Annotated in this window: 12 protein-coding genes, 1 tRNA gene and 1 pseudogene; 10 read left to right on the forward strand and 4 right to left on the reverse strand. The window is 71.2% G+C overall.

Annotated elements, in window-relative coordinates; translation table 11 throughout:
• Positions 1-87: 87 nt before the first annotated feature.
• Both ACGF0D_RS34270 and ACGF0D_RS34275 read right to left on the reverse strand, forming a co-directional pair.
• Positions 88-966: a hypothetical protein gene (locus ACGF0D_RS34270; protein WP_392922895.1), complete on the reverse strand. Its 879-nt coding sequence runs from the start codon at positions 964-966 to the stop codon at positions 88-90.
• 193 nt (positions 967-1159) lie between these two features.
• The gene (locus ACGF0D_RS34275; RefSeq protein WP_392922898.1) at positions 1160-2005 is read right to left on the reverse strand and encodes a hypothetical protein; all 846 of its coding nucleotides are present in this window, start codon (positions 2003-2005) and stop codon (positions 1160-1162) included.
• A gap of 600 nt (positions 2006-2605) precedes the next feature.
• On the opposite strand from ACGF0D_RS34275, the gene ACGF0D_RS34280 reads away from it, so the two are divergent.
• The 6 genes from ACGF0D_RS34280 to ACGF0D_RS34305 all read left to right on the forward strand — a co-directional run bounded on the left by ACGF0D_RS34280 (position 2606) and on the right by ACGF0D_RS34305 (position 8337).
• Positions 2606-3379, forward strand: coding sequence for a transglycosylase family protein (locus ACGF0D_RS34280; RefSeq protein ID WP_392882785.1), 774 nt, complete (start codon positions 2606-2608; stop codon positions 3377-3379).
• 398 nt (positions 3380-3777) lie between these two features.
• Complete coding sequence (locus ACGF0D_RS34285; RefSeq protein WP_392922921.1) at positions 3778-4467, forward strand: alpha-ketoglutarate-dependent dioxygenase AlkB family protein; 690 nt, start codon at positions 3778-3780, stop codon at positions 4465-4467.
• A 225-nt stretch (positions 4468-4692) separates the two neighbouring features.
• The gene (locus ACGF0D_RS34290; RefSeq protein WP_392882786.1) at positions 4693-5562 is read left to right on the forward strand and encodes an acyl-CoA thioesterase; all 870 of its coding nucleotides are present in this window, start codon (positions 4693-4695) and stop codon (positions 5560-5562) included.
• 242 nt (positions 5563-5804) lie between these two features.
• Positions 5805-6596: a DUF1684 domain-containing protein gene (locus ACGF0D_RS34295; RefSeq protein WP_392922900.1), complete on the forward strand. Its 792-nt coding sequence runs from the start codon at positions 5805-5807 to the stop codon at positions 6594-6596.
• Positions 6597-6753: 157 nt separating this feature from the next.
• Positions 6754-8130 (forward strand): MFS transporter, encoded by a 1377-nt coding sequence (locus tag ACGF0D_RS34300; RefSeq protein WP_392922903.1) that lies wholly within the window; start codon positions 6754-6756, stop codon positions 8128-8130.
• 133 nt (positions 8131-8263) lie between these two features.
• Positions 8264-8337, forward strand: a tRNA-Pro gene (locus ACGF0D_RS34305).
• A 64-nt stretch (positions 8338-8401) separates the two neighbouring features.
• On the opposite strand, the gene ACGF0D_RS34310 is transcribed toward ACGF0D_RS34305, so the two are convergent.
• Positions 8402-9760 carry a tyrosine-type recombinase/integrase gene (locus ACGF0D_RS34310; RefSeq protein WP_392922905.1) on the reverse strand — a complete coding sequence of 453 codons (1359 nt, stop codon included), beginning with the start codon at positions 9758-9760 and terminating at the stop codon, positions 8402-8404.
• Positions 9761-9939: 179 nt separating this feature from the next.
• Positions 9940-11082, reverse strand: coding sequence for a Voldacs domain-containing protein (locus ACGF0D_RS34315; protein ID WP_392922907.1), 1143 nt, complete (start codon positions 11080-11082; stop codon positions 9940-9942).
• A gap of 860 nt (positions 11083-11942) precedes the next feature.
• Here ACGF0D_RS34315 and ACGF0D_RS34320 point away from each other — a divergent pair.
• The 4 genes and pseudogenes from ACGF0D_RS34320 (at position 11943) to ACGF0D_RS34335 (ending at position 15231) form a co-directional block, all read left to right on the forward strand.
• A complete protein-coding gene (locus tag ACGF0D_RS34320; protein ID WP_392922909.1) occupies positions 11943-12191 on the forward strand; it encodes a DUF397 domain-containing protein in 249 nt (82 codons plus the stop codon).
• Between the two features lie 103 nt (positions 12192-12294).
• Entirely contained in the window at positions 12295-13236 is a 942-nt protein-coding gene (locus tag ACGF0D_RS34325; protein WP_392922912.1) for a helix-turn-helix domain-containing protein, read from the forward strand.
• 115 nt (positions 13237-13351) lie between these two features.
• A complete protein-coding gene (locus ACGF0D_RS34330; RefSeq protein WP_392922915.1) occupies positions 13352-13723 on the forward strand; it encodes a hypothetical protein in 372 nt (123 codons plus the stop codon).
• A 156-nt stretch (positions 13724-13879) separates the two neighbouring features.
• Positions 13880-15231 (forward strand): annotated as a pseudogene (locus ACGF0D_RS34335) (transposase).
• Positions 15232-15359 lie beyond the last annotated feature (128 nt).

Here is a 15359-nt window from a genome sequence, read left to right on the forward strand (position 1 = left end):
TCTCCAGGGTTCCCGCTGGCGGTTCCTGTCCACGGTCCCTGCTCGGGGTTCCCGTTCGAGGCTCCTGCTCGGGGTGCAGGCCGGGCGTCAGCGGTGGTCGACGGTGGGGCCCGGGGGCAGGGAGAGCATCTGGCGGTGGCGGCCGCCGCCGCTGGGCGAGGAAGGGGCGGGGGCGAGGCCGGTGGCCGTGCCCATCACCGGGGCTGGCGCGGGCGGCGTCGGCGGTACGGGTGCCGGCACCGGCAGCGAGTGCGGGGCCGCGCCCAGGTAGCCGGCCGCCACCCAGCCCTGACCGTTGGTGAACTGGGCAGCGGGGACGGCGGGTTGGGCCTGGACGGGGGTCGAGGTGGTGTGGCCGAGGCCGTCGCTGGTGGGGGCGGTGGGCTCGGGACGGCCGACGGAGTGGCCGTGGCGGTGGTGGCCGGTGCTGTGGCTTCCGATGTGGCTTTCAGCAGTGTGACCGCCGGTGTGACTGCCGGGGTGAGGGTTGGTGTGGGCGCCGGTGTGACCACCGGGGTGGGGGCTGGTGTGGGCGCTGGAGTGGCCGTGTTGCTGGGCGCCGGTGTGACTGCTGGTGTGCCCCCGGTCGTGCCCACCGGTATGACCGGGCTGCTGGCCGCCGGTGGGGCCCGAGCCGTGGCTCTGGGGGCCCGGAACGAACTGGGGCAGGCCCGGCACCTGGCCCGCGAGGGTGTGGAACGCCTGCTGCTGGGGCGGGTACGAGCGCTGCTCGCCGAGCAACGGGTAACCGTCGCGGACCGCGAACCCGGTGAACTTCAGGTCCTCCTCGCCCGAGCGGTCGCCGGGAAGGGCACGGAAGAGGCGCCGGTACTCGGAGTACAGCTCGTCGTAGATCGGCGTGGCGGAGTGCGGGTGCTCGGCGTCGTACGAAGGGCGCATGCCCGGGATCGAGCGCGAGGCGGTGGCGGACCGGCCGGGGGACGCGGAGACGTCGTAGCTGTACACGTAGGGGCCAACGAGCGAGAGGGGCGGGGGATGCGGGGCGTGGGAGTGCGGGCGCGCCCACACGCCGGGGCGTGGAAGGGGCGGGTGCGCCGGGCGGAGTGCAGGCACGCCGGGGCGCGGCGGGCATGCGCCCGCCGGAAGGCGGCCGTGGGGGTTGGCGGCCGCCTTCCGGCGGGTCGGGCGCGCAGGCGGATCAGGTACCGGCGAGCGGGAGGGAGGCGGCCACCACCTGACCCAGCGCCACCGCCCGCTCCAGCGCCTGGCGCAGCAGGTCCTCGCGGGGCTGCCGGCCGACCATTCCGGCCGGCACGGCGTACATCGTCACCTCGGAGAGCTGGCTCGCGGCCATCCGCCAGGCGTCGGTGACCTGGAGCGGCTGGTGGGCCTGCCACCAGCCGGTGCTGCCGCCGGCCGCGGCGGGCTGGAGGACCGCGTGCAGCTTGCCCATCGCGACCAGGACGGACCAGCCGGGCAGCTGTTCCGGGGTCTCGTCCAGGTCGGTGACCGGCTGGAAGCCGGCGTCCTGGAGCAGGTCGAGGAACTCGTCCTCGCCCGAGGTGCTGCCGGGGCGGCCGACCGGGCCGGTCGGCTCGACCACCAGCGAGGCGCGCCCGACCTTGCCGTGCAGGACCAGCCCGCAGGTGATGCCGAGGATGGCGGCCTGACCGGGAGCGCTCGGCTGGGTCGGGGCCGGACCGGCGGGCGAGGCCGGGGCCGGGGCGGGGGCGTGCGGTACGGCGGTGGGGATGGCGAGGTCCGGGCCGCCGGGCTGGGACTGGCTGATGCTGCGGACGGCACCGGCCAGCTGCTCCTCGGAGACCGGTACGACCTGGGAGGGGATACAGCGGGCATGTGCGAAGGCGAGGACGGCCGTCTCGTCGCCGACGAACAGCACGGTGCTGGTGGGTTCCACGTGCGTGTCGCCGGGGGTCCGGCAGGAGGTGCACTCGTAGCTGTCGGGGGCGCGGTCGCCGCCTAGCAGGCGGTCGGCCTCGTCGTCGCCGATCTCGGACCGGACCTCGTCGCTGACGTCGAGCATGCGCGGCACAGGGTCTCCTCGGATGGGTGTGGATGGGGTTCGGGGGCGGACACGGGGAGGTCGCCATGCCCAACGGGCCCTTGTGTCAGGCGTCACGGGTGCCCATCGAGGCTGACGGGAATTGCGTCGGATCCGACCGCACGGCGTGTTCTCGTGGTCGCAATCTGTCGATGTCGATGCCAGGACTGCCGGAATCAAACAGTGAGGTGAGTCACGCGGCCTGGATGTTTGATCTAGGAATCGACGGCCAAAGCGGACATTTCGGGCATGATTGCCTGGTTGTTACCCTCGGTAACCCTTGGCTGAGCTGGGCAGACCGCCGAGGTTTTGGTTTCCCCGCCGACCGGCTCGTAGCTTCTTCGTCGGCGCAACGAGCGCCACCCGGGTTCACCCCCGACGCACGGCTCCCCGGTTCGCCGGGCGTGGCTGGTGCCCGCCGACGCGATCGCTCGAACAGGTCGCTCGGCGAGCGGCTGGGTGGCCGGGGCGGCAGCGGCACGTCCGACACGTGCACGGCCGTCCGACGGACGCGGCAAGCGATCGCGGCCCTCTCCAGGGCCTGGTTCCGCATGCCCGCCCGGGGCTGTCGAGAGGAACCCCATGACCTTCCGTAACGAGACCGCCGCTGCCACCACCTCCGCCGCCACCAAGCGCAACCGCGTTCGGATGGCCGTCGTGGCGGGCGCCGCTGTCGCGGCCCTGCCGGTGGCCGGCCTCGTCACGGCCACCTCGGCCTCCGCCGCCTCCGTCGCCACCTGGGACGCCGTCGCCCAGTGCGAGAGCGGCGGCAACTGGGCCATCAACACCGGCAACGGTTTCTACGGCGGTCTGCAGTTCACCTCCAGCACCTGGGCCGCGTTCGGTGGCACCGCCTACGCCTCGCAGGCCAACCTGGCCACCAAGGCGCAGCAGATCGCCGTCGCCGAGAAGGTCCTCGCCTCCCAGGGCCCGGGCGCCTGGCCCGTCTGCTCCGTCAAGGCAGGTCTGACCAAGGGCGGCGCCCCGGCTGCCGTCGACACCTCGGCGGGCTCGACCGCCGCCAAGCCGGCGCAGGCCCCGAAGGCTGCCGCCAAGCCGGCCGAGGCCCCGAAGGCCGCCCCCAAGGCCCAGGCCGCGCCGAAGAACGACGCTGCCGCGCCGAAGGCCGACGCCCAGAAGTCCGCGCCGAAGGCCGACCAGGGTGCCAAGTCCTGGAACCGCTCGAACGACGCCAAGCCGGCCGACAAGGGCAGCTACACCGTCAAGGCCGGTGACACCCTGAGCTCCATCGCCGCCGCGCAGGGCCTGGACTGGCACGACCTGTACAAGAACAACGCCAAGGTCATCGGTGGCAACCCGGACCTGATCTTCCCGGGCCAGACCCTCAGCATCTGAGGTCTCGCCCAGCACCCGAGGCCCCCTGCGTAGCCGGTACCGGCTGCTCGGGCTTCACGGTGCCGGTGCCCGGTCGGGCGCCATGGTGTTGACGTGTCGACGTGCCGAGGTGTTCGGCTTCCTGGGTCGAGGCGTTCGGCTCCCACGGCCGCTTCTCCACCGCGCGGGTTCCCCCGCCGGTCGGGGGAGCGGCCGTCGGCGTTTCGCGGCTTCTCGCGATGCTTCGCGGCGTCTCGTGGTGTTCGGCGCTGCTCCGAGGGGTTCGGCGTGGTGCCCGGGTGTCACCGTGGCGGCGTCGCCGGCCTTCCTGCGGGCGGGAGTTGGGACTCCCGGGGTGTGCCCGCCGTCGGTGGTGGGGCCGGGCCCGGGCGGTCGCGGTGCGGGAGGATGGTGGGGTGATCCAGGGCGAGTTGTTCAGCGATCCGGGCGGGTTCCCGGGCGGGCGCGATCGTTCCGAGCCGGCCCCCGGCGCCGTTCTGCTCCCTGGTTGGCTGGACCTCGACGCGCAGCGCCGGCTGGTCGGTGCCTGCCGGGAGTGGGCCCGTCCGCCGGCCGGCCTGCACGCCGTGCGGATGCCCACCGGCGGGACGATGTCCGTCCGGATGGTGAGCCTCGGCCTGCACTGGTACCCGTACGGGTACCGGCGGGTCGCCGAGGACGGCGCGCCCGTCAAGCCGTTCCCGTCGCTGCTCGGGGACCTGGCGCGCAGGGCCGTCGCCGAGGCGTACGGGGCCGCGGTGGGGGAGATCGCGGGCGCGGCGACGTACGCGCCGGACATCGCGATCGTCAACCACTACGCGCACGGCGCGAAGATGGGCCTCCACCAGGACCGCGACGAGCGGGCCGACGCGCCGGTGGTGTCGCTCTCGCTGGGCGACGGCTGCGTCTTCCGGCTCGGGAACACCGAGACCAGGACCCGGCCGTGGACGAACCTGGAGCTGCGCAGCGGGGACCTGCTAGTGTTCGGCGGCCCGGTCCGGTTCGCGTACCACGGGGTCGTGCGGACGCTGCCGGGGACGGCCGATCCGGCGCTGGGGCTGACCGGGCGGCTCAACATCACGGTGCGGGAGTCGGGGCTGGGGGAGTAGCCGGGGAGGGTTTCCCTGGGGGCGTGAGGTCGTCCCGTCCGCCACTGGTTCGCCAGTTCGCCGACTTGCCAGTTCGCCGACTCACTGACTCGCCGACTCACCGACTCGTCTACTCGTTCGAGTGAACTGGGGATTCCGGGCCGCTGTGCGGGAATGACCAGGGTCGCCGGAGAATTCGAGTGAGCTGGAGAATTCGTTCGGAGTCAGGAGAGGAAGCGTGCGCGCATGAGTACCCCCGTCGACGATCTTGTCGATCTGCTCGACCTCGAGCAGATCGAACTCAACATCTTCCGTGGGCGCAGCCCCGAGGAGGCGCTGCAGCGGACGTTCGGCGGTCAGGTCGCCGGGCAGGCGCTGGTCGCGGCAGGGCGTACGGTGGATGACGAGCGCCCGGTCCACTCGCTGCATGCCTACTTCCTGCGCCCCGGTGTCCCCGGCGTGCCGATCGTCTACCAGGTCGACCGGATCAGGGACGGCCGCTCCTTCACCACCCGCCGGGTGCTCGGCATCCAGGGCGGCCGGTCGATCTTCGCGCTCACGGCCGACTTCCACAGACCCGAGGAAGCGGGCATCGAGCACCAGTACCCGATGCCGGCCGTCGCCGCCCCCGAGGGCCTGCCGAGCGCACTGGACGAGGTCGGCTCCCGGCTCGGCGAGCTGCCCCCGTTCATTAGCCGCCGCCAGCCCTTCGACGTCCGGTACGTCGACCGGCTGCGGTGGAGCAAGGAGGAGCTGGCGGGAGTCGAGGCGCGCAGCGGCGTCTGGCTGCGCACCAACGGCCCGCTGCCGGACGACCCGCTGATACACGTCTGCGCCCTCACCTACGCCAGTGACATGACGCTGCTGGACGCCGTCCGGGCCCCGGTCGAGCCACTGTGGGGCGAGCGGAACTTCGACATGGCCTCGCTCGACCATGCGATGTGGTTCCACCAGCCGTTCCGGACGGACGACTGGCTGCTGTACCAGCAGGAGTCCCCGATCGCGCACGGCGCGCGCGGCCTGGCACGTGGGCAGATCTTCGACCGGCACGGCCGACTGGTGGTGTCCGTGGTGCAGGAAGGGCTGTTCCGTCCGCTGAAGCGCCACGACGGGTAGGTGAAGCCCGTGGCCGTGTCGCCGTGCCCCGTGTCGGCGTGCCCGGTGCTGGTGTGCCCGGTGTCGTCGGGCCCTGTGTCGTGCCGTGTGTTGTGCCCCGTTTCGGCGCGTTGCCGCCGTGTTGCGGTTTCGGCGGTTTCGAGCCGACGGGAATGATCCGTCCGCGTGGACGGTGTTGTGGATGACCGAGACGGGCGGCCCGAACGGCGGGCCGTCCACGGACAGACCGGGAGGGTGGACCGATGACGGCGACGGCCGCGGAGGACTGGAAGCACTGGAGCGACGGCCGGGCGGCGTCGGTGAGCGCGCCGCACGGCCAGCTCGCACTCACCGGCACGCACTGGCTGGAGCCGGAGCCCGCCGAGATCCCCGGCCTGCCCGGGCGCTGGTGGGCCGACGCCGAGGGCATCCGGGTCCGGGCGGAGGCGTCCGACGGCATCACGGTCGACGGCGCCGGCGCACCGGTGGACGGCGACGTGCTGCTCCGCCCGGACAGCGACCCGGCCGCCGACACCGCCACCCTGGGCGCCCTGCTGCTCGTCCCGATCGAACGCGAGGGCGAGCTGGCCCTGCGGGTCTTCGACCCGGCGGCACCCCGGCGGACCGCGTTCGCGGGCATCGCCGCCTACCCGTACGCGCCCGAGTGGGCGGTGCCCGCCGTCTTCACCCCGTTCGAGGACGGTGACGCGCAGTCGGTCGTGGTCCCGAACGCCGACGGGCGGGAGCGCCCGCTGGCCGTCTCCGGGCAGATCGCCTTCACCGTGGCGGGCGAGCACCGCACCCTGACCGTCAGCAGGTCGGGCGAGTGGCTCAGCGGCGTGATCGCGGACGCGACCAGCGGCATCGACACCTACCGCTTCCGCTTCATCACCCTGCCGGCACCCGACGCCGAGGGCCGTACCGTCCTCGACCTCAACCGGGCCTACCTGCCGCCGTGCGCCTTCTCGGACCACTTCATCTGCCCGTTCCCGCCGCCGGGCAACCGGCTGGACTTCGCGGTGGAGGCGGGGGAGAAGCAGGTGCTGAGCCGGTAGCGGGCGGGGCGGGGCCGGGCCTCTGCCGGGCGCGGGCAGGGCCCCGCCGCGAGCCCCGGCGGGCCACTGGTGGTCCACTGGTCGTCCACTGCGGGCCGCCGCCGCGGTGGGGCCCCAGTGCGAGGGCGTCCGGGGGCGGAGCGGAGCATGGGGGGTTATGTCGAACAATCAACATTCCACCCCGTCCTCCTCCCCCTCACCCGCTTCGCCCCCTCCGCCGTCCGTCGCGGAGCCCGAACCCGAACCCCAACCTGATCCCGGGCCGGGGGACGGCCCCGGGCCGGAGGCGGCCGCCGGTGCGCCCTGGTACCGGCGGGCGTTCGCCGACCTCAGCCCGCTGCGCGACCACCCGGACTACCGCCGGGTCTGGGCCGGGCAGGCCATCTCCTCCATAGGCCAGCAGATGACGGCCGTCGCCGTCTCCGTCCAGGTCTACGACCTGACCGGCTCCGCCTTCGCGACCGGGCTCGTCGGCATCTTCTCCCTCGTCCCACTGGTCGCCTTCGGCCTCTACGGCGGCGCCATCGCCGACACCGTCGACCGGCGGCGGCTGGGCCTGATCGGCTCGACGGGCCTGGCGGTCGTCTCTGCTGTCCTGGCCGCGCAGGCGCTCGCCGGCCTCGGGCTGGTCGCCGTCCTGTACGCCGCCGTCGCCGTCCAGGCCGGCTTCTTCGCGATCAGCTCGCCCGCCCGCTCCGCGATGATCCCCCGGCTGGTGCCCAGCCACCAGCTCCCGGCGGCGAACGCCCTGAACACCGTCAGCATGAACCTCGGCCTCACCGTCGGCCCGATGCTCGGCGGCGTCCTGATCGGCGCGTACGGCGCCCAGGCCGCCTACCTGGTCGACACCGTCGCCTTCACCGCCACCCTCTACGCGATGTGGCGCCTGCCCGCCATGCGGCCGCTCGGCGAGCGCAAGGGCCGCGCCTCCGTCCTCGACGGCCTGCGCTTCCTGCGTGAGCAGCCCAACCTGCGCACCAGCTTCCTCGCCGACCTGGCCGCGATGGTCTTCGGCATGCCGCGCGCCCTCTTCCCGGCCATCGCGATCACCTTCTACGGCGGCGACGCCGGCACCGTCGGCCTGCTGGTCTCCGCCCCGGCCGTCGGCGCCCTGGCCGGCGCGCTCTTCTCCGGCTGGGTCGGCCGCGTGCACCGCCAGGGCCTCGCCGTCCTCGCCGCCGTCGCCGCCTGGGGCCTGGCCATCGCGGCCTTCGGCGCCCTCCACAACCTCTGGCTCGGCCTCCTGCTGCTCGCGGTCGCGGGCTGCGCCGACATCATCAGCATGATCTTCCGCAACACGATGATGCAGGTCGCAGCCCCGGACGAGATGCGCGGCCGCCTCCAGGGCATCTTCATCGTCGTCGTGGCCGGCGGCCCCCGCCTCGGCGACTTCGAGTCCGGCACCGTCGCCGCTCTCACCAACCCCGCCACCTCCGTGATCACCGGCGGCCTCGCCTGCGTCGCCGCCGTCCTCCTCCTCGCCGCCCGCCGCCCCGCCTTCCTCGCCTACGACGCCCGCCACCCCACCCCCTGAACCACTCCCCCGAACCTGGCAGCGAGCACCCCCCGACGTGCTGTATTGTTTTCCACGTCGCCGGGACAACCGGAGACAAGGTCGAGAAGCCCACAGCAGAGCCCCCCAGGCCCAGCTGAAGGCACCGAGACCACGGGACGTGGCGCAGCTTGGTAGCGCACTTGACTGGGGGTCAAGGGGTCGCAGGTTCAAATCCTGTCGTCCCGACTGTGAAGTCGGTTGTGAGAGCCGGTACTTGGGAAACCGAGTGCCGGCTCTTCCTGTTGTTCCGTCAGCTGGTGGTCGCATGGTGGTCACCGGGCCACATCGGCCAGGGCGTGGCCGGCTCCGCTGCGCGGGTGTGTTGGTAGGCAGGCAGTTGCCGGTGGAGGCGCGGGCGCTGGCGCCAGGGGCGCTGGGCGCGGCAGGTGGGGAGTCCGAGGACGTCGTGGTCGGCACTGTCGAGGATCCAGGCGACGGCGTCGACGGCCGCGCGGGCGGCGAGTTTGGTGAGCTCGGCGTAGATGTTGGCGCTGGTCGACAGGGTGCGGTGACGCAGGGTCTTGGAGATGACGGGCAGGGGGACGCCTGCGGCCAGGGCGAAGCTGGTCATGAGATGGCGCAGGTCGTGCAGCGCGATGCGGGGGACGCCGGCCTTGTCGCAGAGCAGGTGGAAGTGGTCGAGGACGTTCTTGGGGTGGAGGGGGCGTCCGTGGCGGTGGAAGACGTACCCGCCGCCGTCGGTGATGTTGCCGAAGGGAGTGTCGGCGCGGTCGTTGAGGGCTGAGGCGACGCGGTCGGAGACGGCGACCCACATCCTGCTGGCCTTGGTCTTCGGGGCGGTGAGCAGGAGCTGGTTGTTGTCGATGGCGGAGAGTGTCGCGCGGACGAACAGGACGCGGTCGGGGAGGTGGACGTCGTCCCAGTGCAGGGCGAGGGCTTCGCCTTTGCGGATGCCGGTGCCGATCATGAGTTCGGCGAGGTCGGCGTAGAGGGGGTCGGTGACGTGGGTGAATCGTAGAAAGCGGGCGGTCTGCTCCTCGGTCCACAAGCGGCGCGGGGCGGAGACAGGGCGGGGAAGAAGCGGGGGCTTGGCGGGGTTGCGTGCCAGCAGGCCGTCGTAGACGGCACTGCTGAGGGCACTGGAGAGGGTGGCCAGGATCCGGTAGACGGTGACTTTGCCGCGGCCCCGACGTAGTTGGGCGGTGACGAACGCGCTCAGGTGCCGACGGGTGAGGTCGACCAGGGGGATCGCGCCGATGGCGGGGATCAGGTCCTGCTCGGTGTAGGAGCGGTAGCGGGCCATGGTGGTGGGCTTGAGGCGCAGCTCCTTCTCGTCCAGCCAGTCCCTCAGGTAGTCGCCGGTGCGCTGTCGGGGGTCGGTGATGACGCACAGGGCCAGGCCCTCGTTGAAGCGCCGCAGTGCGATCCGGGCGTCGAGTTCGTCGGGGAAGCCGGCGCGGCGGACGGTGTGGCGGTGGCCGTCGACGGGCGGCGTGTCGACGGCGAAGGCCCAGGTCCCGTGGAGGGGGTCGGCAGCGAGGTTGGGGCAATGGGTGCCGAGTTGGCGGTGGTGGTCGTCGCGGCAGCCGCAGCGCCGGTAGACACGCCCCCGACTCTGGTCGCCTGAGGGATTCGGTGAGCAGCGCATGGTGATCGCCTCGGAGGGTCGTGCGCGAGTTGTCCGCACTTCCAGTCTGCGCCCGCGGGCGATCACCATGCGACCACCGGGCATGAAAAGCGCGCGCTGATCTGCGGATCTCCCTTGACCAGTGGCAAAGGGAGATCCGAGGGAGGTCGCTTGTCAGCCCCTGGCCGGGAGCGGGCTGGTCAGATGAGCGGTTCGCGGTGGGCGGCGGTTTCGCGGACGAGCTGGGCGAAGCGCTCGCGGTTGCGCTGCTGGTGCTGTTCGGCCTGTTCGTCGGTCCAGTCCTCGGCGCTGGTGTCGTCGTCTTCGTCGTCGAGGTCGTCGTACTCGTTGTGGAGGAGCCAGCAGGCGTGGATGCCGGTGAGGAGGTCTTCGAGGAGGTCGCGGGCGGGACGCCGGGGGTCGAGCGGGGTCAGGCGCAGCTCGACGTCGTCGAGGTCGGGTCCGTCGTCGCCGTAGTCGGCGAGGGTCTCTTCCAGGTCGTCGAGCTGTTCGCGCAGGGCGGCGGGGTCGGGCAGGAGGCCGTCGGCGATGCGCATGGCGTGGCGGACGAGGCCGGTGACGGCTTCGTGGGGAGTGGCGCCGCTCTCGATGAGTCCGAGGAGGAGGGTCGGGGTCTCGTGGGGGAGGGCCTCGATGTTGTCGGCTTCCAGGACGACCTGGGCGGGGTCGTGTCCGGAGGCGTCGGCGGTGACCTCGGCCGCGGCGGCGAGCCAGTGGGCTGCGGCGACGGCAGCCGCAGTCGGGTCGACGGCGGAGAACAGCTCGGCCGACCCGAACGGGTTCTGCTCCAGGAGGCGGTCGGCGGCGGCGACCTGGACGGGGGAGGCGTCCTCACGGCTGAGCAGGACGGCCTGCTGGGCGCGGCCGGCCAGGTCGCCCAGTTCGGCGTTCTCGACGGCGGCGAGCTCGGTGGCAGTCTCGGCGAGGATGGCCTTGGTGAGCTCGGGGTTGTCGAGGCCGTGGAGGGCGCGGCCGATCTGGTGGGCGGACTCGAGCAGGGGGCTGTAGGAGACGACCATCGAGCCGCCGCTGGGCAGGTTCGGCTTGGCGATCGCGTCGGGGACCGCGGTGAAGTGCTTGCGTTCCTCCTCGCGCCGCCAGCCCTCGGTGTTGGGCTCCAGGGAGCCGGCGGCGCTGGCGGGGTGGGTGTAGGTGCGCCAGGCGGCATCCGACAGGTGGTCGAGTGCGCGGGCCAGGCCCAGCAGGACGGAGGTGCCGGCCTCGGCCGGGAGGACGGCTACCCGGGTGGTGAGCGAGCCTTCGCCCGTTCCCCAGGCGGCGATCAGCTCGCGACGGTCCGGGTCGATGCTGTAGAGGGTCATGACGTCCTGTCTTCGGTCCTGCCGGCACACCGCCGGGCCACACGGCATTCTGACGTGCTGACAGGTGGTGGTGTTCCCGGGAGGGGCCGGTGGGCCCACCGGCGCATCCTGGGCGTTCTGTGTCCGTGGATGGCCCAAAAGCTCGTAGGCCAACTTGAAGACGACCCTGACAGCACCCGACGGACCGCTGGCCAACCGCGTCACTACAGCTTCGACGCTGTACAGACTGTGCTTCCGGGTCACTGACGCCCTCGCGCTCTGTGGCAGAGTCGCTTCGCTGGCGTCTAGGCCCCGGACGGTGACCCGAGCGGCAACACGGGTAGGCGCCCACAAACGAAGCCCTGGTTCGGACCGTTCGGCGCCGTCGAATCCGTCATCCCCACGGGATTCTTCGCCGTTGAACCGCCATCCACGTACTGGCAGGGCCGGAACCGCGTGCGGCCGGTGGGCCCGCCGGTCACCTGTCGGTAGCCTGCCGGCGGTGGAGGAGGACGGCGGTGAGTTCGACCGGGGCGGGGCCGGCCTGTTGTCGTGCCGATCTGGGGCCGCCCCTCTGCGTCGCCGGGTTGGACGGGCCGGATCATGCTTGCCGCGGGCATGAACAGCTTTGTCGCTTCAAGTAATCATTTATGTCCGAAAATCTGCACACTTACCCCTATGAAATAGTGATAAGTGGTCGTTGTTTCGCTCTGATGTCACCCAATCGGGGAGTAGCGTCGTTCGATTTCTGGGCGCAATGATTCATTTTGCTTGTCCCGGGCAATTTGCACGTGGGATTGCATGGGTCGCTGGCCTGTGGAGTTCCCGAAAAGTGCTACCAGATGACTGGTAGGTATCGTTCGCACAGGAGGAGGCTGGCTATGGGTGACGGTGAGGGCTACCGCAACGGGATGCCTGCGAGCGGCATCGAATCCCCCTATCCGTGGCAGAAGAGCCGCAGGAGCCAGCAGGAGGGGCTCTGCGTGGAGATGCGGCGTCTTTCGGACGGGCGCGTGGCCGTGCGCAACAGCGCGGACCCGGATGGGCCGGCCCTGATCTTCGCTGCCCTCGAGATCGGCGCGTGGGTCTACGGGGCGAAGGATGGCGATTTCGACGAAATGGCGGCCTGATGCAATAGGGTTTCCCGCTTGAAGGGAGACTCGGCATGACGGCAGGGCCCCCCGTGTGGAAAGCTGAGCGTAGTCTGCTCAGTTTTTCCGCAAGGGGGGCCCTGTGGCCGCTAGCCTGTTTGATGACGGGCATCCGAACACCGGTCCGAATTCCCTGTCTGGTAGGCAGGGCGAGCCGGAATGGAGCATTCCCGCCGCTCAGCTCGGTGTCGAGCTGAGGGAATTGCGTGGCTCCCGGACGCAGGGGTGGGTCGCGTCACGCACCCACATGTCGATCTCCAAGCTCAGCCGCATCGAGTGCGGTCACCGTCGGCTGAACGACCCCAACGACATCGCGAAGATCCTCGACGCCCTTGGGCTCCGGCGAGGACCGGACCACGCCCGGCTGATGGAGCTCGCGCAGGCAGCCTCGATAAAGAGCCAGCCTGGGTTCCACCGGGACGCCGAGCCGGAGGCTCTGCGACGCCTGTCCGGAATGGTGAGCCGTGCGACGCTGATGATCTCCATGGACGCGCACGTCGTCCCCGGCCTGCTCCAGACCGAGCCGTACATGGTGGCCGTCACGAAGGCCACGCTGGTGCGCAGCCGGCAGCACCGGGTCGCGCAGATCGTCGATGCGCGCCTGGAGCGACAGCGCGACTTTCTCGCGGCCGGCGTGCGGGCGGTGTTCTTTGTGCACCAGTCCGCCCTCTACCGGGCGGTGGGCAGCCACGAGGTCATGGTCCAGCAGATGGAGATACTGCTGGAGTGGACCGAGACGGCCGGTGTCGGCGTGCGGATCATCCCGGTCGAGCTGCCACTGGCGTTCCAGCTCACCAACGTGACCAGGCTGGTCTTCGGCGCGCCTGGCTCCGTTCCCGAACTGATCTATGTCGAGCAGGGCCCGCAGAGCAGTTACTACTACTATCCCGACAGGAAGGACAGCTCGGCGGAGTTCGAGGACTACAAGGAAGTCCTGGACGAGCTGCTTCTTCGCGCACCGGGCAGGCAGCGGAGCCGTGAGTTGATCCGGGAAGCGATCGAGTGGCACCGCGCACGGCTCTAAACTTGCCGTTTAGCGCTCCGTTTCGAACGAGCAGGTAGGTGCTCGCTCACCCCGGGCTCCGCCGCCCCTCCAGTCCACCTGACGCGACGGGCGGACCTTGCGGCATGATCGGGACATGAAGCGAGTTGTCGATCTTGACGAGGCTGTCCTTGAGGTGGAACAACGAAGGAGCCGTTGGGAGGAGGCCGGGCTGACGGTCGAGCCGGTCACATGGCGCGACGAGGAGCAGAAGTGGCCCCAGCAGCTTGAGTCAGACCGAGCAGCCGTGGTGGACCCGGACTCCTTCGGAGTCGTTCTCACCGGCCTGGGGAGTGAACTGTCCGTCGTGCTGTTTCGTGGCGGCTGGACGGACGTGGAGTACTTCGCGGGTATCGATGATGCTGGCACCCTTCCCACCTCCGACATCGACTCGGCTGCAGCGTTCGGTGACCAGCTCGATAGCTACGTGACCCGGGCCTTCGGATCTCTCGGCAAAGCGGCCAACTGAGCTCGTCCTTCACGCACAGCTTCGAACGAAGAGGCTCGTTGGTCACTCGTTCGGGTGTCTCCGGGACGTGGGTGCGGCCTTCGCGTGATCCTGAAGTCGGCCAAGAGCTGCAGGACTTGATGCGAAGGCCGCAGTGGTGAGGATGCTGGAACGGGGGTGCGGGACGAGCCGTTCGCAGAACTGTCCCGCCTCCGGAGGGTCTTCTACGATTGCCTGACCGGGCGGCGCGACGCGCTGCTCGAGCTGACCGGCGCGGTGCTGTGCAGCGACGGGCCAGTGAGGACGCTGGTGGACCTGGCGCCGGTGCCCGAGCATCGGCGCGGGCACGGTGCCCTGTACGGCGCGCTGAACCGCGGCCGGGTGGACGTCTCGCCGTGGCTGCGGCCGGACGCGGAGAGCTGCCCGGACCGCTCGTTCGGCCACACCTTCGGCCGCGGCCGTGCGAAGCACCAGGTGATCCCCGGTTGGCCGTACCCGTTCGTGGTCGCGTTGAAGGCCGGGCGGATGTCGTGGACGGCGACGCTGGACGCGGTCCGGCTGGAGCCCGGTGCAGACCTGGACGCCAGCGCCACCGCCCAACTCCGTGACACGGTGGTGCGGTTGATCGGTGCCGAGCAGTGGAGGGCGGGCGATCCGGAGGCGCTGGTGATGATGGACGCTGGCTACGAAGCCCCGCGGATCGCCCACCTGCTCGGCGACCTGCCGGTGCAGGTGCTGGGCCGGCTTCGCTCGGACTGGGTGATGCGCCGCCCGGCGCCCAGCCGCGCGGAGTTCGCGGCGGCGAATCCGGCCGACGGCGGGCCGCCCAAGCACGGCGGCGAGTTCGTCTTCGGCGATCCCGTTCCACCTGGGGCGACGAGCAGGCGATGAGCAGCACCGCGACCCGCAGCTTCGGCACTGCCATCGAGCGGACCTGGGGCCGGTTCCACCCGCGCCTGACCCGGCGGGAGGCCTGGCTGGAGCACGACGGACCCTTGCCGGTGATCGAGGGCACCGTGATCCGGCCGCGGAGAAGCTGCCCAGCGACGGGGTGAGCTGACCGGTCTGGCTGTGGTGGTCGCGCACCGGCGCCACCCCGGCCGACGTGGACCGCTGCTGGCAGGCGTTCCTCCGCCGCTTCGACCTGGAGCACACGTTCCGCCTGCTCAGGCAGACCCTGGGCTGGACCCGCCCCCGCCTGTGCGACTCGGCGGCGGCCGACCGCTGGACCTGGCTGGTGATCGCCGCCCACACCCAGCTCCGTCTCGCCCGTTCTGCTCGTCGCCGACCTCCGCCACCCGTGGGAACGGCCGGCGGAACCGAACAAGCTCACGCCCGCCCGCATCCGACGCAAGCTCAGGAACCTACACACGTAGGGACGTTCACCAGCACGTGTATCACACCTACCCGCCCCGGACCGGGTCGGCCACCCGGCTCAAGCCGTCCGCTACGAGGTGGGCAAAGTCCTGGCCACCGGCGAGGTGTATGCCCGGCCCGCCCATGACAACAAGGGCACCAAACCCCGATGAACTGCCACAAACGGTTAAACGGCCAGCTAAAAAGGGCTCTTCTGCTCCATCCGTGGGTGGATCCAGAGCGCCTGACGCAGCACACGCCGTCCCCCGTGCAGATCTTGAGGTGTTGAGGCCCGAGATCG

It is taken from the genome of Kitasatospora sp. NPDC048298, from assembly GCF_043201465.1.
In the GTDB taxonomy this organism is placed as follows: Bacteria; Actinomycetota; Actinomycetes; order Streptomycetales; family Streptomycetaceae; genus Kitasatospora.